This is a genomic window from Pseudomonas sp. JAI120 (genome assembly GCF_014207255.1).
In the GTDB taxonomy this organism is placed as follows: domain Bacteria; phylum Pseudomonadota; class Gammaproteobacteria; order Pseudomonadales; family Pseudomonadaceae; genus Aquipseudomonas.
Genome location: NZ_JACHCZ010000003.1, coordinates 545,749 through 564,746, shown reverse-complemented (window position 1 = coordinate 564,746; position 18,998 = coordinate 545,749). Strand labels below are relative to the sequence as shown.

Here is an 18,998-nt window from a genome sequence, read left to right as displayed (position 1 = left end):
CTCGAAGACTCAGGAAGGTGCCTTGCAGTGTTGCCTCGTCGGTGCGACAAGAGAACGGCAGGAGCGGCCAAAACGGGATAAATATGGCCAACGGCACTGTCCGTTATTCGCCCGCCGGGGCTTATGGCCGGAACTGACTCGGCGCGACGCCGCTCCAGCGCACGAAGGCATGCCGGAAGCTCGCGGTTTCACTGAAGCCCAGTTGCTCGGCAATGCGGTGGATCGGCATCGCATCGTCGGCCAGCCACTGCTTGGCCTGCTCGAAGCGCAGCTCATCGAGCAGTTCCTGATAACTGCTGCCCAGATCATGCAGGTGGCGGCGCAAGGTGCGTGGCGAGCACTTCAACTGTTCGGCGAGCCTGTCCAGCCCTGGTGCGGCATGCAGTTGCGTGGCAAGCAGGTGACGTACGCGGCCCAACCATGCCTGGCGCCCGGTGAACTCGGTGTTTTGCTTGCGGCAGCGCTCAGCCATGGCGCGATGGGTGATGGCATCGGCCAGGGGTAACGGTTGATCGAGCCACTGACGGTCGAAGGCAAAAGCGTTGCTACCCGCCTGGAACTGCAAGGGGCAGGCGAAGCGTTCGCCATAGCGAGCGCTGTAGGCGGGCGCCGGGTAATCGAAACGAGCCCCCAGCAACGGCAACGGGTGGCCGAGCAAGTCGTCGCAGATCACCTTGAGCGACGCCAGGCACAACTCGATATTGAATGCGGCCAGCGCCGGATCCTCCCGATAATCGCAGGCGTTGAACCAGACCCGCTGGCCATCTTCCTCAAGGTTCAACTCGAAAAGTGTTCCCAGCAGTGCCGGATAGCGCAGTGCCAAGCGCAAAGCGTCACCGAAGGTGGCACTGGTCAGCAGCGCATAGCCCAGTATGCCGTAGGCCGACACGTGCATGCGTTGCCCCAGTTCCAGGCCGAGGTCCTGGCGCAGGGCTACTGCATTGGCGCAGACCTGCATCTCCTGGCGCGTGGTGATCCGTGTATCGGGTTGGTGCAGGTCTACAACCGCGATGCCGCTGCCGGCCAGTAGCACCTCGTGGCTTATGCCTTCGGTGTTGAACGTCTCGAGCACCAGCGAAACAGCGTTCAAGGTGGTCAGGTGTGAGTGCAGCATAGGGCGGATCCCTGCAAATATTGCTTGGAGGGAGCAATTCCCATGCCGCAGGCACCCGTTGATCAGAGGCCGAAGAATAGTCGGCGTGCCTGTTCCAAGTTGATTTCGCTACGGTAATAGTTAAGCAGTTCCTGCGAGTCCAAGCCGTTGGGGGTGTCGGTAGTCAGGCCCAGGTTGCGCTGAGCGGGTGTTTTCAAGCGGGCCTTGATGAACGCCTTGGATTGCGTCCAGGACGTCGAATAGTGAAAGTGGGCATACCAGAGTACGTCATGGGTAACACGGTCCGTGATGGTGTACTCATCCAGGTAGTTCGGTCTGGCGCTCTTGAGCCGCTGTCGACTCTTGGTTTTCTTCAGGGTGATTTCGCGGCGCTGCTGGAGCCATTCCACGCCGGCAATAGTGGGTGGCCGTTCCTTGATCATGCGCCGTATGTGCTGGGCGGCGTCTTGGTAGAGTTCGGCCGCGGCCTCCTTGAGTTTTCGGCTGAGGATGGCCGCAGAGCGCTGCTGTTGAGTGCCGAGTTGCGGTCGTGACAAGGCTTGTTCTATGGCCTGGCCGGTTTCTTCCAGCACCAGGGCGTGCTGGTGATACAGGTACTCGATACCGATGGCGGTACGCGCCGTCTTTTTCGCCTGCTCGTCGGCACGCTCCTTGAACGCCGTCAGGCCGTCGAGAAAGACCTGGGCCTTATCAAGGACTGTCTGGATCTGCGGTGTCGCAGGATGCGATGGCGGTGGCGTGGTAACGCGCTGGACCCACAACCCCTGATCTTTTTTGTGGTAGGTCGCGATGATTTGTTGAGTGATGGGCGACTTGATATCCACCAGATCGGTCTCAAGCCCGACGGAGGTCATTCGCGGCTCGCCTATCAATACACCGTTGTAGCGGGTATTGATGAATTTTTTCTGCGCCCTGGGCGGTGTGGGTGGCGGTGTGGGTCGGCTCCTGAGGGCGTCGCGGTCGACATGCAACAGCGTCAGTTGCCGCTGCGCATCCTGGGAGTAGGCGCGCATTTTCTGACGTAGGGATTCCAGCTGTTCGGGAACGACGGCGTCGGCGAAGTCTTGTGGCAGGTCCTCCAGACGTTCATTGATGACCGCGAATTGTTCGATCAGGCTGCCCAGCGCTTCAATACGTTCATCCAGACGTGCTTCGCTGCGCTCAAACAAGGTATCGCGCAGGGCCTGGACCGCAATGTCAGCGGTATCGACGATCTTGTCCAATGCGGCCCAGGCCTCAGGCGCGCTATCAACAGAGGCTTCATCCAGGCACAGGTTGCGCGACATGGTCACCTGCAAGGCCTTGAGGTCATCACTGCTGTAGGAAGGCATTCGCTTTTTCCGCAGCTGGATCTGGTGCAAGCCCTCGGAGGACAGTTGGCGTAGTTGTTCAAAGCGTGAGTGCACGTAATCCAGGCGCTCGATCATGTCCTGATTCAACCTGGTGAGTTGTCGCGCATCTTCGATATGCCGTTCCTGAGGGGCGCGGGCCTGGCGTTCGATCTGCTCCAGTACCTTGCGAAAGGCTGGAGTGAATGTGCTTTGGACCTCCTTGATACCCACTTCGGATAATTCCAGTTGGGCATTCAAATAGGCGATGGCCCTGGGCTGATAGTCTGGGATGGGATCAAACACGTGCAGTTGCTTGAGTTGTTGCAGGGCCGTTTCATAGTCCGAATGCTGGGTGGCGAGTTTTTGCAGATAGTGCTGGCGTTGCTCGTCGGCCGAGGTCTCGAGCGCTTCGGTCATTTCCGTGCGGGCTCGTTGCAGGTCCAGCGACAACGTTTTTTTTGAGTTCTCAAACGCTTGCAGTTTTTCGCGCAACTGCTTGGCAGTTTCCGTGGCCTGCAGGCTGGCGCGTCTGATCGCGCGTTTGGGGCCACCGCCACGCAGGCGCAGGCGACTGTCGATAAACCATTGGCCTAGAGCATTGTGGATCAGGGCCGGGCCGATACGTTCTGGTTTAGTTGGATCAATGATGAACACTGGCTCGTCCGGTTGCGCTGATACCTCGAACCAGCGTTGGCCGACGGGTACGTAGTATTTCTGGCCTGAACGGTAGAGGTGTTGGTGAGTACCTGCCTTGGTGATGGGGCTACTCAGCGTCGCGGGTTTTTCGACCTTGAAGCTCTCCAGCAGGGCGCGTAGTTGTTCGGTGCGGCGGTTGACCGCGCCACTGATGTTCAGCGGGGAAATAGTGTCGGCAGGCAGGTTGGATGATGCGTTGTCGGCCAACTGCTTGACGACGATCGCCTTAGCGACGGTTTTTTCAGCCGGCGGTTCTGGCTCACGCTGGGTGGCGAGTGCTTTGCCGGTGTGCTGATGCCGTGTGGCGATATGCAGGGTGATCGCCAGGCCCAGATTGAGCAGGACGTCAGTGATGGCGGCCCATTGCGCGGGTTTGTCCTGTTGCTGTTCGGCATCGACGAACTGTTGCAGTTGATCGAGAACCTGCCAGATCCACAAGGCGGTGCCCAGGGTCGGGCTGAGGAAGGGCAGCACTGCATTGAGCAGGTTCCAGCCAGCCTGCTTGAGCGTTGCCCAGCGGCTTTCGGCGTTGGAGACCGACTGGCGATCGGCCAGGGTCACTAATGCCTGGGCGTTGGCAGTGAACAGCGTGGCGAGCAGGTCATCGTTCAGCACGGCGTTGCCCAGCACCATCGGGCCGCTCAGGGTCCACAGTTTGTCAGGCTCCACCAGATAGTCCGCAACGGCCCAGGGAGAGGGCAGGTCCCCTGGGAATACGTAGTTGGCGTAGTCTTCGCGCACAGCGTCGGGCAGCCAGGCCAGTACCGAGTTGCGCAATTCGGGCGACTGCGTCACGGCGTAGATCAGGTTGGCAGGCGAGGCGTATTGAACCAGCGGCGGGTTGAACAATGGGCGGTAGAGCAGGCAGGGACCGGCAGCAGGATCGGACGGGCCGATGACATACATGTTGGCCACCTCGTCGTAGGTCCCTGCACTGCGCCGTTTAGGGGCAAAGGCCAATTGGCGCATGACAATAGCCTGGCCATCCACGTTGTGCTCATGGGTGTCGAGTTCCATCAGCGCGGCGATGTAGCGGTATCCCAGTTCATTAATCCCGTCCTGCTGACGAAGCTTGCTCTGCAGCGCCATCAGCGGCAGTTGGATGCGCATGTGTTGGGTGTACAGCGCTTTGCGGCGCGCGGACTCCTGGCGCAGGTCCAGCAATTTAGTGTTGATCAGCTCGGGGTAGGTCTTGCCGATATTGACCTGCTGAATAACGTTCTCCACGTAGTCGACGGTCATCCATTCGGGCAGTGCCACTGCGTTATCAAGCTCAATCGTTTTGTTGCCCAGGGGCAGCGCAATCAGGTTCTGCAGGGCCAGCTCCACGAGTGTGAAGGTGGTTGTGTTGTAGACGCCCGGAACAATGAAGGAACCCCAGGTTTCCAGGCTCTTGACGCGCACGAGGATTTTTTCAAAAGACAGGTGCCCGGCGGTTGGGTGGTCCAGGAGAATCTGATCCTTGATTTGGTCAAGGGCGTACTTCTCGATGCCGGGGATGTCTTCCAGGTAGGACGCGCCGGCATGCGCGCTGTTAAGCGCCGCCAGGTCCTTGAGCAGACGTGCGTAGCGGTTGAGGTCACTGGTCGAGGCGCTGCTCAGCCAATCGGGCAAGGCGTCGCGATACCATTCAAGCCCGGGCCCTTTTTGTGCGGGCGCAGTGTCCGGTCCCGGGGTTGAATTCAAAGCGTTGTTGACCTTGCTCGGACTGTCTTCGCGCAGTTCTGAAAAACTCATGGCGCCGACAGCGTCAACTTGCTGAGCGACGTAGGCGCAGGCCAGATGATCAAAAAAATCGCCTTCGGGCTCGAACAAGCGCCAGTTGAGTGAAGGGCGGTTTGCCTGTGGTCCGAGATGGTCCGGCAGCGATTTGCCCAATTGCTCCAGAGAGTCGAATTTCTCGTAGCCCTTGAGCAGTGAGTAGCTGAGGATGATCGTGCGTTCCTGATGCCGGCCCGACAGTAACGCGATCTGCAACGCTTTGAATCCCTTGCTCTGTGTGCCGTCCGTCTGTTCGATTTCGATCATGCAGGCTTTGCTCGCATAGGGATCATCGATTTGTCGAGTGGCGCGTTCGGGCAGGTGAAACAGTCGGCGTGCCAGGGCGCAGTCGGTTTCGTCCCATGCTTCAACTTCCTGGACGTTCCAGCCATTACGCAGGGTGTTGGACAGTTCCTGCCAGCGCGGGCCTTTGGCGTTGCTATCGTTCCAGAAGTTGACCAGGTGCTCCTGGAAAGCGCAGAGCATGACCGGGGCTCTGGTGTTGAGGATTTTCGCAACATCGGTCGTGCGCACGGGCAAATGCACAGGCGGATCGGTGAGCGGGTACCGTGTGAGAAAGTGCTCTCCCTCGATGCACAGCGTCGGTATCGCCAGTACCGCCTGGCGGACCAGCAGGTCACTGAGTGCGTGATACTCGGGCGGCCCGGCAATGATCTGGTCGTCGAGGAGGTACCAGGTCGGCACGCCCATCAAGGTGCTGCCCGGGTCGATGTTCAGGGTTGCGTATTGCTCATTCAGTGCCTGGCGCAATAATTCGGTGGCGGCCTCTCTGAAGGAAGGCCCTGCGTAGAATTGAGCAATCAGCTCCAGTGTCGGGTCATTGTTCTTGAGCTGTTTCTGGGCGGTGGGGGTTGCAGAGGTCATGAGGGGTTCCTGTCGTGCCGGTTGATGGAAACAACCCGAGGCAGAGGCTCGGGTTTTCCATGCTAGGCACCGACAGGTCGCTGGTGAGAGTGACTATGTATCGAATCTCAACGCAGCTCTTCACACAGGTCCAGTTCGACCAGGCGGCGAATCTCGGCGTTGGGCAGGCCCGCACCGATCAAGGCATTGAGCTTGCCAAACGCGGCTTCGCGGGTCATGCCGCCACCGGACAGCACACCCACGCCGCGCAAGCGGCTGCCGGCTTCGTACACATCCAGCTCCACGCCACCTTCATGGCATTGGGTGATTGCCACGACCACGATGCCGTTTTCTTCTGCTCGCTTGAGGCTGGCGAGAAACGCAGGGTTGTCGCTGGGCCCGGTGCCACTGCCGAAGCACTCCAGCACCAGCGCCTGGATGCCGCTGTCGACCAGTGCATCCAGTTGCGCTGCGCCGATGCCCGGGACCAGCGGCAACACGCCGACATTGGCCAGGGCCTTGGACTGGCGGTAATCCAGGGCGGCGGGAAGCGCTTCGGCCTTGGCCACACCGCCGTTGCGCTGCAACGCGGCAAACGGATGGCGACCAAAGCTGCGGATCTTCGCGCAGCGGGTCGGTGCCATCAGCGCGCCGTGGAAGAACAGGTGTACGCCGGGTGCCAGGCCTTCGCCCAACGCCAGCAGGGCACCGCTGACGTTTTCCCAGGCATCGCTGTCGGGTACGCCGGCCGGCAACATCGAGCCAGTGAACACCACCGGTGCCGGCAAACCCAGCAATTGAAAGCTCATGGCTGCCGCGCTGTAGGCCAGGGTGTCGGTGCCGTGCAGGATCAGCACGGCGTCGCAGCCCTCGTCAACGGCCTCGACCACGGCGCTGCGCAGTCGCTGCCAGTAGGCGGGGGTCATGTTGGCGCTGTCGATCAGCGGGGACATTTCCCGGAAGCGCCAGGCGGGTACTGAGGCGTTGGCGAGCTGTTCGCGCATGCGCGCTTCAAAACCGGAGGCGGGGGCCAGGCCATTGGCGCTGGCCTGCATGCCGATGGTGCCACCGGTGTAGAGCACCATGATGTTGTTAGCTGGTTGCATCAAAGAATCTCCTGAACGAAAAACGCCGCCGGGCCCAGAGCATGCCCAAGGCCAGGCGGCGTGTCATCTGTCTACGCTCAGCGTTGCACTTGAGCGTTCAGTTCAGCCGCTGGGGCCGCTTGCGGTTTTACCGGATTGGCCGGCCAGGCCTTGCGGTCCAGGTCCAGGTCAGGGAACTGGCTGGAGTCGAACACCGGAGTCTTGATGCCTGCCGCGCGCTGGTTGTCGTAGTCGTTCAGGATGCGCATGGCAATCTTGAACAGGAACGCCAGGGCGAACAGGTTGACGAACGCCAGCATGGTCATGGTGATGTCGGCGAAGGCGAACACGGTGCTCAGGTTCTCGATCGAACCCCAGAAAATCAGCACCAGCACCAGCGCGCGATAGCCCATCAGCACCTTGCGGTTGTTGCCCACCAGGAAGCGCAGGTTGCTCTCGCCCAGGTAGTAGTTGTACATGATCGAGGTGAACACGAACAACGCCAGGGCCACCGAGATAAACATGCGGCCCCAGTCACCCACTACGGCAGCCAGGGAGTTCTGGGTCAGGGCAATGCCGTCGCCTTCAAAGCCTGGGGTGTAGAAGCCGGAGAGCAGGATCAGCAACGCGGTGCAGGTGCAGATCACGAAGGTGTCGAGGAACACGCTGAACGCCTGGACCACGCCTTGGGCGATCGGGTGTTCTACCGAAGCGACGGCTGCTACGTTAGGCGCACTGCCCAGACCGGCTTCGTTGGCGAACACGCCGCGTTTCACACCCATGATGATCGCGCTGCCCACCAGGCCACCGAAGGCTTGGTCCAGGCCGAAGGCGCTTTTGACGATGGTCGCGAGCATGGCCGGTACGTGGTCGAATTGCAGCACGATCACATAGAGGGTCACGGCGATGTAGATCAGGGTCTTGACCGGCACCAGCAGGTCGGCGATCGAAGCGATGCGCTTGATCCCGCCGATGAATACCAGGCCCAGCAATGCCGCCAGGGCCAGGCCGGTGTAGGTGGTGTCGAGGCCGAAAGCATTGTTCAGCGAGTGGGTCACGGCATGGGCTTGCAGGCCGTTGAAGGCAAAGCCGAAGGTCACCAGCAGCAGGAACGCCATGACCATACCCAGCCAGCGCTTCTGCAAACCGTGCTGGATGTAATAGGCCGGGCCGCCACGGTAGGTGCCTTCCGCGTCAGTGCGCTTGTACAACTGGCCGAGGGAGCACTCGATAAAGCTCGAAGACATGCCCACCAGCGCGGTGACCCACATCCAGAACACGGCACCCGGGCCACCCAGGGTCACGGCAATGCCGACACCCGCGATGTTACCGGCACCGACGCGGCCGGCCAGGCTGAGCATCAGCGCCTGGAACGAGCTGAGTTGGTCGGAGCTGTTTTTCAGGCTGTCGCGAAACACCGAAAACATGTGGAAAAAGTGACGCAATTGAACGAAACGCGAGCGGATCGTGAAATAACCGCCGAGCCCGACAATGAGCACGATCAGTACTTTCCCTGAGAGGAAGTCGTTGATGACTTCGAGCATGGAGTGTTCCTCGCTGATTTTTCTAATGGCAAACGCAGGACGGTCCTACCCTTCGCATAGCACCAGGCAGTGCGCGACGGTTCGACCCCAATCCTTTTGCGGGTGTTGTTATTCATGCGCTATCGCGTGTATCCGGGCCTCGTTACCGACGGCCGCAGGCGCGAAGAGGGGCGGCACTATACCTAGGCGAACGTGATCCGTCTGCTCGGGCTGATTAAAGGTTTCAGCCACGCTGTTACAGGCAAGGAGGGTTTGCAGGGCGATATTGGATTTTTTATGGGCGTCATTTCACAACCTTGAGGCAAAAAAAAGGGCCTGAAGAACGAGCCTTCAGGCCCTCAAAAGGTGAGAGGTGTCTAGTCCCTCAACCTGGTGAGCGGTGCAACAAACACTTAGGCCTTCAACGGGACCAAGCGTGGGGCAATCATGTTTTCGGGGCGCAGGATGTCGTCGAGCATGGCGTCGTCGAGCAAGCCTTCTTCGCGCACCAGTTCCAGCACGCCGCGGCCGCTTTCGAGGGCGATACGTGCGATGCGGGTGGCGTTTTCATAGCCGATGTACGGGTTCAGCGCGGTGACCAGGCCGATGGAGTGTTCCACCAGTTCGCGGCAGCGGGCTTCGTTGGCGGTGATGCCGACGATGCAGTGTTCGCGCAGCATGTCCATGGCGCGCTGCAGCAGGCGGATCGAGTCGAAGATCTTGAAGGCGATCAGTGGCTCCATCACGTTCAACTGCAGCTGGCCGCCTTCGGCCGCCATGGTCAGGGCCAGGTCGTTACCGATGACTTGGAACGCAACCTGGTTCACGGCTTCCGGGATCACCGGGTTGACCTTGCCGGGCATGATCGAACTGCCTGGCTGGCGCGCCGGCAGGTTGATCTCGTTGATGCCGGTGCGTGGGCCGCTGGACAGCAGGCGCAGGTCGTTGCAGATCTTCGACAGCTTCACCGCGGTACGCTTGAGCATGCCGGAGAACAGCACGAAGGCGCCCATGTCGGAGGTGGCTTCGATCAGGTCGGCAGCCGGGACCACTGGCTGGCCGCTGATAACGGCCAGGCGTTGTACGGCAAGGGCCTGGTAACGCGGGTCGGCGTTGATGCCGGTACCGATGGCGGTACCGCCCAGGTTCACTTCGGTCAGCAGCTCTGGCGCCAGGGTTTTCAGGCGGGCCAAGTCTTCACCGAGGGTGGTGGCGAAGGCGCGGAATTCCTGGCCGAGGGTCATCGGCACGGCGTCTTGCAGTTGGGTGCGGCCCATTTTCAGCACGTGGCTGAACTCGACGCCCTTGGCGGCGAACGCCTGGATCAGGCTGTCGAGGCTGGCCAGCAGCGCGTCATGGCCCAACAGCAGACCCAGGCGGATCGCGGTCGGGTAGGCGTCGTTGGTCGACTGCGCCATGTTCACGTCGTTGTTGGGGTGCAGGTATTGGTACTCGCCCTTGTTGTGGCCCATGGCCTCCAACGCGATGTTGGCGATGACTTCGTTGGCATTCATGTTGGTTGAAGTGCCGGCGCCGCCTTGAATCATGTCCACCACGAACTCTTCGTGGAAATCGCCGCGGATCAGGCGGGCACAGGCTTCGCTGATGGCAGCGTGCTTGGCTTCGCTGAGCTGGCCCAACTCGCGGTTGGCGTCAGCGGCGGCTTGCTTGACCATTGCCAGGCCGACCACCAATTTCGGGTAATGCGAAATCGGAACGCCCGAGAGGCGGAAGTTATTCACCGCTCGCAGGGTCTGGATGCCGTAATACGCTTGGGCAGGTACTTCGAGTACGCCAAGCAGGTCTTTTTCTGTGCGGAATGATGCAGCGGAGGACATGACGGAAATCATCTCGATATGGACCCGGAACAGGCCGGAACGCTGCGAATGCTAGGCCTGTAGGGGATTTTGGGCCAATGCTGTTAAACACTGGCCTATGCATAAACGGCATAATGCACGTGTGACCCGGCTATCATGGCGGGCGTGTGTGCCAAAATGGTGCGTATCCGTGGGAGGCAGCGATGAACCTTGAGAGCAAATGGCTGGAAGACTTCAGCGCCCTGGCGGCGACACGCAGCTTTTCCCAGGCAGCGGAGCGGCGGTTTGTCACCCAGCCGGCGTTCAGTCGACGTATCCGCAGTCTTGAGGCCGCACTGGGCCTGACCCTGGTCAACCGCTCGCGCACGCCGGTTGAGCTGACGGCGGCGGGGCAGCTGTTCCTGGTCACTGCACGCACCGTGGTCGAACAGCTCGGTGAAGTGCTGCGCCATTTGCACCACCTGGAAGGCGGGCAGGGCGAGGTCATGCAAGTGGCCGCTGCTCACTCCCTGGCGTTGGGTTTCTTCCCGCGCTGGATCGCGCAACTGCGCAACGAAGGCCTGAACATCGCCACACGGCTGGTCGCCACCAACGTCGGTGACGCCGTGCACGCCCTGCGCGAAGGCGGTTGCGATTTGATGCTGGCCTTCTACGACCCGGATGCTGCCATGCAGATGGACGCCGAAATCTTCCCTTCGCTGCACCTGGGCAACACCGAAATGCTCCCGGTGTGCGCGGCGGATGCGGATGGCAAGCCGTTGTTCGATCTGGAAGGCGAGGGCAGTGTGCCGTTGCTGGCCTACAGCGCTGGCGCGTTCCTCGGCCGGTCGGTGCACCTGCTGCTGCGCCAGCGGGCACTGCGTTTCACGACAGTTTACGAAACCGCGATGGCCGACAGCCTCAAAAGCATGGCCCTCGAAGGCCTGGGCATCGCCTGGGTGCCGCAGTTGAGCGTGCGTGCCGAACTGGCTCGAGGCGAACTGGTGGTGTGCGGTGGGCCGCAATGGCATGTGCCGCTGGAGATTCGGCTGTATCGCTGCGCTTTGGTGCGCAAGGCGAATGTGCGGTTGTTGTGGCGTAAGTTGGAAGGTGGGGCGGCGCAGAATACCTGAGCCCTCCCACAGGGTTTTGTGGTTATTTGGCTGACTCTTAAGTCAATAAAACCGCCGGTTTGCGCCGCTGGACAGATGGTCATTCCAGGGGCTGTTTATCTGAATTATTACGGTATACTGCGCGGCCTTCGGCCGGTCCAACCGGCCAAAATTCGTACACCAAGCCACGCCGGATTTCCCGCGTGGCTTGTTGTTTTTTGACGCGCCTGCGGGCGCCCAGAGAGAAGAGGCACGACGATGAGTGCATTGGTTGGCGTGATCATGGGCTCCAAGTCCGATTGGTCCACCCTTAGCCACACCGCCGATATGCTGGAAAAACTCGGCATTCCGTATGAAGTGAAAGTGGTCTCTGCCCACCGCACCCCGGATTTGCTGTTCCAGTATGCCGATGAAGCAGAATCCCGTGGCATCGAGGTGATCATCGCCGGTGCCGGCGGCGCAGCGCACCTGCCGGGCATGTGTGCGGCCAAGACTCACCTGCCAGTGCTTGGCGTACCGGTGCAGTCGGCAATGCTCTCGGGCGTCGATTCGCTGTTGTCCATCGTGCAGATGCCGGCCGGTATCCCGGTGGCCACCCTGGCGATCGGCAAGGCCGGCGCGATCAACGCAGCCCTGCTGTCCGCCAGCATCCTGGGCGCCAAGCACCCGCAGTTCCACGCGGTGCTGAAGAAATTCCGTGCTGAACAGACAGACAGCGTGCTGGACAATCCAGACCCACGTATCGCCTGAGGTTGTTGACGATGAAAATCGGTGTAATCGGTGGCGGCCAACTGGGCCGCATGCTGGCCTTGGCGGGCACCCCGCTGGGGATGAACTTTGCTTTCCTGGACCCGGCGCCGGACGCTTGTGCGGCAGCCTTGGGTGAACACCTGTGCGCTGACTACAGCGACCCGGACCACCTGCGCCAACTGGCCGATGAAGTCGACCTGGTGACGTTCGAGTTTGAAAGCGTGCCGGCCGAAACCGTGGCCTTCCTGTCGCAGTTCGTACCGGTGTACCCGAGCGCCGAGGCCTTGCGCATCGCCCGTGACCGCTGGTTCGAGAAGAGCATGTTCAAGGACCTGGGCATTCCGACCCCAGCCTTCGCCGATATCCAGTCCCAGGCGGACCTGGACGCCGCCGTCGCCAGTATTGGCCTGCCGGCCGTGCTGAAAACCCGCACCCTGGGTTACGACGGCAAGGGCCAGAAAGTCCTGCGCACCGCCGCCGATGTGGTCGGCACCTTCGCCGAACTGGGCAGCGTGGCCTGCCTGCTGGAAGGCTTCGTGCCCTTCACCGGCGAAGTCTCGTTGATCGCCGTGCGTGCCCGTGATGGCGAGACCCGCTTCTACCCGTTGGTGCACAACACCCACGACAGCGGCATCCTCAAGCTGTCCGTGGCCAGCACCGATCACCCGTTGCAGGCCCTGGCCGAAGACTATTCCAGCCGTGTGCTCAAACAGCTGGATTACGTCGGTGTGATGGCGTTCGAGTTCTTTGAAGTCGACGGTGGTCTCAAGGCCAACGAAATCGCCCCGCGTGTGCACAACTCCGGGCACTGGACCACCGAAGGCGCCGAGTGCAGCCAGTTCGAAAACCACCTGCGCGCAGTCGCGGGCTTGCCGCTGGGTTCCACGGCCAAGGTCGGTGAGAGCGCGATGCTCAACTTCATCGGCGTGGTACCGCCGGTGGAGCGCGTGATCACGATCGAAGACTGCCACCTGCATCACTACGGCAAGGCCTTCAAGGCCGGGCGCAAGGTCGGCCACGCCAACCTGCGCTGCAAGGACCGCGCAACGCTGCAAGCGCAGATCCTCAAGGTCGAAGCGCTGATCGCCGAGCAATAACCCTGGGGTTGGCGGGAACCATTCGGTTATCGCCGTCCTCTGATTGCAGGGTGCCAAAGCCTGTCTAGGCTTTGGCATAGCTCACTTCATTCAGAGGGAAATGCCATGGGTATTATCGGAACCATCTTTATCGGCTTGATCGTCGGCCTGCTGGCGCGTTTCCTCAAGCCCGGCGACGACAGCATGGGCTGGATCATGACCATCCTGCTGGGTATCGCCGGCTCCCTGGCCGCGACCTACGGTGGTCAGGCACTGGGCATCTACCAGGCGGGTCAAGGCGCAGGCTTTATCGGCGCACTGGTCGGCGCCATTGTGCTGCTGGTGATCTACGGCCTGATCAAAAAGAAGTAATCAGCCGACAAAGTCCTCTGCGCTGCGCAGGCGCAGAGGGCTAGAATGCTCGGCACTTGTTACTTGCCGAGCCTCTCCATGCGCCGTTTTCTGTTGACTCTTCTCTTGCTGGGCTCTGGCCTGGCACACGCCGGCGAACTGCCGGAAACCGACTGGCTCGACCTGATGCCGCTGTCGGACCAGAAGGCCCTCGAGGCCATGCCCGAGATCGACCACAACTCCCCCGAAGCCCAAGGCACGTTCACCGACAAAGGTGGCCTGAAGCAGAGCAAAGGTTTGCCGGCGGTGATGTATTCCACCAAGACCGTGGCCGCCATGAACGGCAAGAGCATCCGCATCGGCGGATATCCGGTGCCGTTGGAAACCGACGCCAAGGGTCGCAGCACGTTGTTCTTCCTGGTGCCGTACCCGGGCGCCTGCATCCACGTGCCGCCACCGCCGCCTAACCAGTTGGTGCTGGTGCGTTATCCCAAGGGGCTGAAGCTGGATGACATCTACACGCCGCTGTGGGTTACCGGTACGTTGAAGGTGGAGAAGGTGAATAACGACCTGGCGGATGCGGCGTATGCGCTGGATGCTGGGAAAGTACGGGTCGTAAAGGAATCCGATCTCTAAGCTTACGCAGAACCCAATGCGGGTTTACAGGGCGATACCGGTAATGCTCACGCCCAGCATGTGGCTTTCACCTGGGGCCAGGCTCACCACATCATCCAGCACATTCGCCGTCTCGACGCACAGCATGCCTTGCCAGCCATCGTCGGCCATGTCGTCGAAGGCCTTGGCGCGTTCAGTCCAGGGGTTCCAGATCACGGTCGATTTCGAGCCTTGGCTGGTGAGCTGTATGCGGCGCTGCCAGTCCTTATCGACGATGTTCAGCGATGAGGGCGTATCGAGGTAGATGCGGTCGGTCTCGGCGCTGAAGTGCAGCAGTCCGGTTTGCGTCTTCTCGCTCCAGCCATCGGCGGTATCGATGTACGCCGAGCCGTCCAGGCCGTCGACCTGCACGTTGCGTACGTCGCTCACGGCGAAGTAGGTGTGCAGCGCCTGGCTGAGCGTGACAGTGTCGTCGCCACGGTTGTGGCTGGTCAGGCGGATGTGCAGTTGATCGTCCAGCAGCAGGCTCAGGGTCAGGTCGACCTGGTGGGGCCAGCCGGGGAAGCCGCCTGCAGGAACCGGTAGTTGCAGGTCCACCCGCAGCGCTTGGCCTTCAAGCGTGGTGCCGGCCAATGCCCAGGTCGCGGTACGCGCGAAACCGTGAGCGCCCGCAGGCTGATCACTGTGGCGCATCGCCTTTACGCTGTGCGGGTTGCGGTCAAATACGCCAAACCATGGCCAGCACACCGGTACGCCGGTGCGGATGCCTTTGCCCTTCTTGAATACCGCCTCGGGGTTCGGCCAAATCAGCGGCTGCTCGCCCTCGCGCCCGTAACTGAATATGTGTGCGCCCTGCTGGGCAATCATCAACTCGGCGCCGTTGTGGCGGATGCGCCAGCAGTCCAGTTCGTCGATCTTTATGGTCTCAACGTGGGGCGTAGGCATAACAGGCACTCTCAATGGCGGGCAATGGGGCAATGGACCGTCAAAATCCCGCGAGGTTTAACGCGCGCGCGAAGGCACCGAACGTGTGCGGCCGCTGCCATCGATAGCGACGAATACAAACACCGCCTCGGTCACCTTGCGCCATTCGCTGGACAATGGGTCGTCGCTCCACACTTCGACCATCATCTGGATCGAGCTGCGGCCGATTTCCAGGGCCTGGGTATAGAAGGACAATTGCGCGCCTACCGCCACCGGCACCAGGAACGCCATGCGATCAATGGCCACGGTGGCCACACGCCCGCCTGCGACCTTGCTGGCCATGGCGGTACCGGCGAGGTCCATCTGCGCGACCAGCCAGCCGCCGAAAATATCGCCAAAACCGTTGGTTTCACGCGGGAGCGCGGTGATTTGCAGGGCGAGATCGCCTTGCGGGATAGGATCTTCTTGTTCGAGTTCGATCATGCCGGGGGTGCCTCTGACCCGTGACGCTTTTTATAGATGTTGCAAAGTGGATAGCCGACTGATGGAAAAACGTTTCAGCACAAACATACTCCGTTCGATACGTTTCTCGTAAGGCGTACTAAAGGGAAACTCTGCCAAACCGGCTGGATGGCACCCAACGGCGTTTTGGCACAGCAGCCCCTCAAGGATGCGGGTCTTGAGCCTGCAAGGGCCGAGTATATCGAGACCCTGGCGTCACGACGACCTCCCGGCGCTCATTTGGTCGGTAAATAGGCGCTGTATCGCGGCTTTTACGCGCAACTGTTCTCCTGGCGCTGTGCTTTTACAAGCGATTTGCTATCTTGCCAGACCCGCCGCCAGTCCTGGGCGTGCCGTCCTTATCAAGCTGACTACTATAAGAGAAGCCTTGCCATGTCCTCCGTGCCCGCAAGCAGTGCGCAACCGTCGCGCCCGCTGACCCGCAACGACTACAAAACCCTGTCGCTGTCTGCCTTGGGCGGGGCGCTGGAGTTTTATGATTTCATCATTTTCGTGTTTTTCGCCACCGTAGTCGGAAAACTGTTTTTCCCCGCCGATATGCCTGAATGGCTGCGGATGATGCAGACCTTCGGCATCTTCGCCGCCGGTTACCTGGCACGCCCGCTGGGCGGCATCATCATGGCGCACTTCGGTGACCTGCTGGGCCGCAAGAAAATGTTCACCCTGAGCATTTTCATGATGGCTGTACCGACCCTGATCATGGGCCTGCTGCCGACCTACGCGCAGATCGGCCTGTGGGCGCCGATCCTGCTGCTGCTGATGCGTGTCATCCAGGGCGCAGCGATTGGCGGCGAAGTCCCGGGCGCTTGGGTATTCGTCTCCGAACACGTACCGCCGCGCCATATCGGCTACGCCTGCGGCACCCTGACCAGCGGCCTTACCGCCGGTATCCTGCTGGGTTCGCTGGTGGCCACTGCAATCAACACTATTTATAGCCCGGAGCAGGTCTCGGATTACGCCTGGCGTATTCCGTTCCTGCTCGGCGGCGTGTTCGGCCTGCTGTCGGTGTACCTGCGTCGCTGGTTGCATGAAACGCCGATCTTCGCCGAAATGCAGCAACGCAAGACCCTGGCCGCCGAGCTGCCATTGCGTGCCGTGCTGCGCGACCACCGTGGTGCCATCGTCTTGTCGATGCTGCTGACCTGGCTGTTGTCGGCCGGCGTCGTGGTGGTCATCCTGATGACCCCGACCGTGCTGCAGACCCTCTACCACTTCAGCCCGACCGTTGCGCTGCAAGCCAATAGCCTGGCCATCGTGACCTTGAGCCTGGGCTGCATCGCCTCCGGTGCCCTGGCCGACCGCTTCGGTGCCGGTCGTGTACTGGTGAGCGGTTGCGCACTGCTGCTGGCGACCTCCTGGACCCTGTATCACAGCCTCATGTCCCACCCGGACTGGCTGTTCCCGCTGTACGCCTTGACCGGCCTGTTCGTCGGCACCATTGGCGTGGTGCCTTACGTGATGGTGAAAGCCTTCCCACCCGTGGTGCGCTTCAGTGGCTTGTCGTTTTCCTACAACGTCGCCTACGCAGTATTCGGCGGGCTTACGCCGCTGGCGGTGTCGCTGCTGATGAAGGAAAGCCCGATGGGCCCGGCTTACTACGTGGCTGTCCTGTGTGTGATGGGGATGGTTGTGGGTGGGTATCTGTGGAAGCGCGGGCGGTAATATCAGATCAGCAGCAGGCTATGTAGAGGCTAAATGTCTACTTTGCCAGATGGACAGGGTGATTTTTATAAGTGCTGGATGGATATTCAATATCCGAGTTGAGTTTCATATAACTTTCCAGCCAGAGATCCGTATTTGACATTCTGATGCTGGCAAGCGGGCGCCGCCTGCCAGCATCTGTTCGAGTGCCGTTGCTGCGCCAATAGCATTGAGGACTTGATGTTCGACCATGAGGTCGAGTAGCCAAAGTGCGCCGTGCACCTGCAGTCCATCTCGAATTGCCTGGCGACGTAGCTTCCCATCGCCAGTGAGTAAGGGTCTTCCGGTTGTATGTGCCAGTAGGTAGCAAGAAACGTCGGCCAAGGAACTGTTGTTGTGTTCGACCTTAAGTCCTAAGAGTTTCTGCACGCCTCCCTCGTCAAATGATTCGACAACCAGCCCTTGGGCGAGCAGTTCTTCATGAGGGAAATCCTCAAGCTCGTGCATGACGAAATCGGTGCAGCAGAGGGTAAATGGCAGCCTGAACATATGCTCCAGCAATCCAGCGTTCCTGAAATCAATCCAGATGTTGGTGTCGCTGATATAGATCAGGCTCATGCACTCTCCAGTGAGCCCAGAAAATTGGGGTCTAGAGCCCTCACAGGACGCCGCAGCAATTCGGCCGCTCGTGATTTGGTGATAAGGCCTTCCGCTAACCCCCAGAAAACGAGTGACTCAAAGCGCTGAGGTGGTTTGCAAGGTAACGGCTCAGGTTCTGCTTTGCGCCAGCCATTGCTACTGAATTGAATGGTCAGGGACTTGTAGCCGCTTTCCCCTAACAGTTTGAGGTCCTTCAATCGACGAAGCGCTGCATGCATTGAGAGCCCATATTGGCGCTTAACAATCAGTAGTTCTCTAGGGTGGACACGGGAGCGTTGGTGATTCCCAAAATCTCCGGTAACGCTTTTAGAGGGATAAAGGAACGCTCCTGCGAAGCGGTGACAGCAGTTTTCTTTATCGCGCTCGGGCATATCATCAGGCAATTTCATCACCCAGTGACCCAATTCATGAGCAGCGGTGAAGCGAATACGTTCACCTGCTCTCTGAGCATTTAAAGCGATCAACACATGTTCGCCGTCATGGGTGGCTGCGCAAGCGCCATCGAAATCGTCCGGCCCATCCAGCATCACCACTTTAATGCCGTGCTCTTCCAACTGTTCAGTCAGATGAGCAATAGGATCTTCACCTATATCCCAATACTTGCGGAGCTCATCCGCCGCTCGTTCCGCTTCCTCTATGGAAGAGACTGGGAGCATTTGGGCTGGGGTTTCGGCAGTCTTGATATCTTGTGGATCGAAACACTCCTCCAGAGATATATAGCGTTCCAGATGCTCTCGAATCTGTTCCTCGACCTGGACCTGACGGTATTTAGGCATCTTCGCAAGCTTGCGGAACTCCAGCGGCGCGAGTGGCAGTGCCTGAGTACGAAAAAAATACTCGGGGCTCACCTCCAGTGCTTTTGCCAACTGCAGAAGGCGCTGAGAGTTTGGGGTACTCAACCCTTTTTCATATTTGCTCAGGCCTTGCTTGGTTATATCGCCGAGACGCAGTGCCAGTGCTTCCAGCGACAGGCCACGCAATAACCTTGCGCGGCGAATTCGGTCATTGATCATGTGAGGTCTCCTTAGGTTGACAAGACTATTCTTTGGTTTTGTTTTGTCAACCTAAGGTGCGCCGTGAAGCGGTCAGGTTTTAACTGCAGTCCCGGCCGCTGAATTTGCAGCGGCGCGGGGAGGTTAGTAAGGCGAGTTCCGAGCAACAACCCTAAATAGCTGTG

The 18,998-nt window shown here is 60.2% G+C and carries 15 protein-coding genes; 6 read left to right on the top strand and 9 right to left on the bottom strand.

The window, feature by feature from the left end; genetic code table 11:
• Positions 1–121: 121 nt before the first annotated feature.
• The 5 genes from HDC32_RS20110 to aspA form a co-directional block, all read right to left on the bottom strand.
• On the bottom strand, positions 122–1,114 hold the full coding sequence (locus HDC32_RS20110) for an AraC family transcriptional regulator (RefSeq protein ID WP_184745233.1): 993 nt from the start codon (positions 1,112–1,114) through the stop codon (positions 122–124).
• Between the two features lie 62 nt (positions 1,115–1,176).
• Entirely contained in the window at positions 1,177–5,787 is a 4,611-nt protein-coding gene (locus HDC32_RS20105; protein WP_184745231.1) for a hypothetical protein, read from the bottom strand.
• Positions 5,788–5,894: 107 nt separating this feature from the next.
• Positions 5,895–6,872 (bottom strand): asparaginase, encoded by a 978-nt coding sequence (locus HDC32_RS20100; RefSeq protein WP_184745229.1) that lies wholly within the window; start codon positions 6,870–6,872, stop codon positions 5,895–5,897.
• A gap of 77 nt (positions 6,873–6,949) precedes the next feature.
• Positions 6,950–8,395 carry a sodium:alanine symporter family protein gene (locus HDC32_RS20095; RefSeq protein WP_131697690.1) on the bottom strand — a complete coding sequence of 482 codons (1,446 nt, stop codon included), beginning with the start codon at positions 8,393–8,395 and terminating at the stop codon, positions 6,950–6,952.
• A gap of 392 nt (positions 8,396–8,787) precedes the next feature.
• Positions 8,788–10,212, bottom strand: a complete 1,425-nt coding sequence (gene aspA, locus HDC32_RS20090; RefSeq protein WP_025854459.1) for an aspartate ammonia-lyase — start codon at positions 10,210–10,212, stop codon at positions 8,788–8,790.
• Positions 10,213–10,394: 182 nt separating this feature from the next.
• Between aspA and HDC32_RS20085 the strand changes: the two genes are divergently transcribed.
• The 5 genes from HDC32_RS20085 to HDC32_RS20065 all read left to right on the top strand — a co-directional run bounded on the left by HDC32_RS20085 (position 10,395) and on the right by HDC32_RS20065 (position 14,095).
• Positions 10,395–11,303, top strand: coding sequence for a LysR substrate-binding domain-containing protein (locus tag HDC32_RS20085; RefSeq protein ID WP_010566930.1), 909 nt, complete (start codon positions 10,395–10,397; stop codon positions 11,301–11,303).
• A gap of 237 nt (positions 11,304–11,540) precedes the next feature.
• Positions 11,541–12,032, top strand: a complete 492-nt coding sequence (gene purE / locus HDC32_RS20080) for a 5-(carboxyamino)imidazole ribonucleotide mutase (RefSeq protein WP_003176980.1) — start codon at positions 11,541–11,543, stop codon at positions 12,030–12,032.
• 11 nt (positions 12,033–12,043) lie between these two features.
• Positions 12,044–13,129 carry a 5-(carboxyamino)imidazole ribonucleotide synthase gene (locus HDC32_RS20075; RefSeq protein ID WP_131697689.1) on the top strand — a complete coding sequence of 362 codons (1,086 nt, stop codon included), beginning with the start codon at positions 12,044–12,046 and terminating at the stop codon, positions 13,127–13,129.
• A gap of 105 nt (positions 13,130–13,234) precedes the next feature.
• Entirely contained in the window at positions 13,235–13,480 is a 246-nt protein-coding gene (locus tag HDC32_RS20070) for a GlsB/YeaQ/YmgE family stress response membrane protein (RefSeq protein ID WP_005792540.1), read from the top strand.
• A 78-nt stretch (positions 13,481–13,558) separates the two neighbouring features.
• Positions 13,559–14,095, top strand: coding sequence for a DUF3299 domain-containing protein (locus tag HDC32_RS20065; RefSeq protein WP_184745227.1), 537 nt, complete (start codon positions 13,559–13,561; stop codon positions 14,093–14,095).
• Positions 14,096–14,119: 24 nt separating this feature from the next.
• Here HDC32_RS20065 and HDC32_RS20060 read toward each other — a convergent pair whose 3' ends face one another.
• Together HDC32_RS20060 and HDC32_RS20055 are read right to left on the bottom strand one after the other, a co-directional pair.
• Positions 14,120–15,019 carry a D-hexose-6-phosphate mutarotase gene (locus tag HDC32_RS20060; protein WP_184745225.1) on the bottom strand — a complete coding sequence of 300 codons (900 nt, stop codon included), beginning with the start codon at positions 15,017–15,019 and terminating at the stop codon, positions 14,120–14,122.
• A 57-nt stretch (positions 15,020–15,076) separates the two neighbouring features.
• Entirely contained in the window at positions 15,077–15,481 is a 405-nt protein-coding gene (locus tag HDC32_RS20055) for an acyl-CoA thioesterase (protein ID WP_003176975.1), read from the bottom strand.
• A 411-nt stretch (positions 15,482–15,892) separates the two neighbouring features.
• Between HDC32_RS20055 and HDC32_RS20050 the strand changes: the two genes are divergently transcribed.
• Positions 15,893–17,182: an MFS transporter gene (locus HDC32_RS20050; RefSeq protein ID WP_131697687.1), complete on the top strand. Its 1,290-nt coding sequence runs from the start codon at positions 15,893–15,895 to the stop codon at positions 17,180–17,182.
• A 105-nt stretch (positions 17,183–17,287) separates the two neighbouring features.
• On the opposite strand, the gene HDC32_RS20045 is transcribed toward HDC32_RS20050, so the two are convergent.
• Together HDC32_RS20045 and HDC32_RS20040 are read right to left on the bottom strand one after the other, a co-directional pair.
• Positions 17,288–17,779 (bottom strand): type II toxin-antitoxin system VapC family toxin, encoded by a 492-nt coding sequence (locus HDC32_RS20045; protein WP_131697686.1) that lies wholly within the window; start codon positions 17,777–17,779, stop codon positions 17,288–17,290.
• Positions 17,776–18,834 carry a helix-turn-helix domain-containing protein gene (locus HDC32_RS20040; protein WP_184745223.1) on the bottom strand — a complete coding sequence of 353 codons (1,059 nt, stop codon included), beginning with the start codon at positions 18,832–18,834 and terminating at the stop codon, positions 17,776–17,778. Before HDC32_RS20040 ends, HDC32_RS20045 begins: the two co-directional genes overlap by 4 nt.
• Between the last annotated feature and the right edge of the window lie 164 nt (positions 18,835–18,998).

Excerpts from the sequence above, each read along its gene's own strand:
- HDC32_RS20110 (WP_184745233.1), bottom strand. The coding sequence starts at position 1,114 with ATGCTGCACTCACACCTGACCACCTTGAACGCTGTTTCGCTGGTGCTC.
- HDC32_RS20105 (WP_184745231.1), bottom strand. The coding sequence starts at position 5,787 with ATGACCTCTGCAACCCCCACCGCCCAGAAACAGCTCAAGAACAATGAC.
- HDC32_RS20100 (WP_184745229.1), bottom strand. The coding sequence starts at position 6,872 with ATGCAACCAGCTAACAACATCATGGTGCTCTACACCGGTGGCACCATC.
- HDC32_RS20095 (WP_131697690.1), bottom strand. The coding sequence starts at position 8,395 with ATGCTCGAAGTCATCAACGACTTCCTCTCAGGGAAAGTACTGATCGTG.
- aspA (WP_025854459.1), bottom strand. The coding sequence starts at position 10,212 with ATGTCCTCCGCTGCATCATTCCGCACAGAAAAAGACCTGCTTGGCGTA.
- HDC32_RS20085 (WP_010566930.1), top strand. The coding sequence starts at position 10,395 with ATGAACCTTGAGAGCAAATGGCTGGAAGACTTCAGCGCCCTGGCGGCG.
- purE (WP_003176980.1), top strand. The coding sequence starts at position 11,541 with ATGAGTGCATTGGTTGGCGTGATCATGGGCTCCAAGTCCGATTGGTCC.
- HDC32_RS20075 (WP_131697689.1), top strand. The coding sequence starts at position 12,044 with ATGAAAATCGGTGTAATCGGTGGCGGCCAACTGGGCCGCATGCTGGCC.
- HDC32_RS20070 (WP_005792540.1), top strand. The coding sequence starts at position 13,235 with ATGGGTATTATCGGAACCATCTTTATCGGCTTGATCGTCGGCCTGCTG.
- HDC32_RS20065 (WP_184745227.1), top strand. The coding sequence starts at position 13,559 with ATGCGCCGTTTTCTGTTGACTCTTCTCTTGCTGGGCTCTGGCCTGGCA.
- HDC32_RS20060 (WP_184745225.1), bottom strand. The coding sequence starts at position 15,019 with ATGCCTACGCCCCACGTTGAGACCATAAAGATCGACGAACTGGACTGC.
- HDC32_RS20055 (WP_003176975.1), bottom strand. The coding sequence starts at position 15,481 with ATGATCGAACTCGAACAAGAAGATCCTATCCCGCAAGGCGATCTCGCC.
- HDC32_RS20050 (WP_131697687.1), top strand. The coding sequence starts at position 15,893 with ATGTCCTCCGTGCCCGCAAGCAGTGCGCAACCGTCGCGCCCGCTGACC.
- HDC32_RS20045 (WP_131697686.1), bottom strand. The coding sequence starts at position 17,779 with ATGAGCCTGATCTATATCAGCGACACCAACATCTGGATTGATTTCAGG.
- HDC32_RS20040 (WP_184745223.1), bottom strand. The coding sequence starts at position 18,834 with ATGATCAATGACCGAATTCGCCGCGCAAGGTTATTGCGTGGCCTGTCG.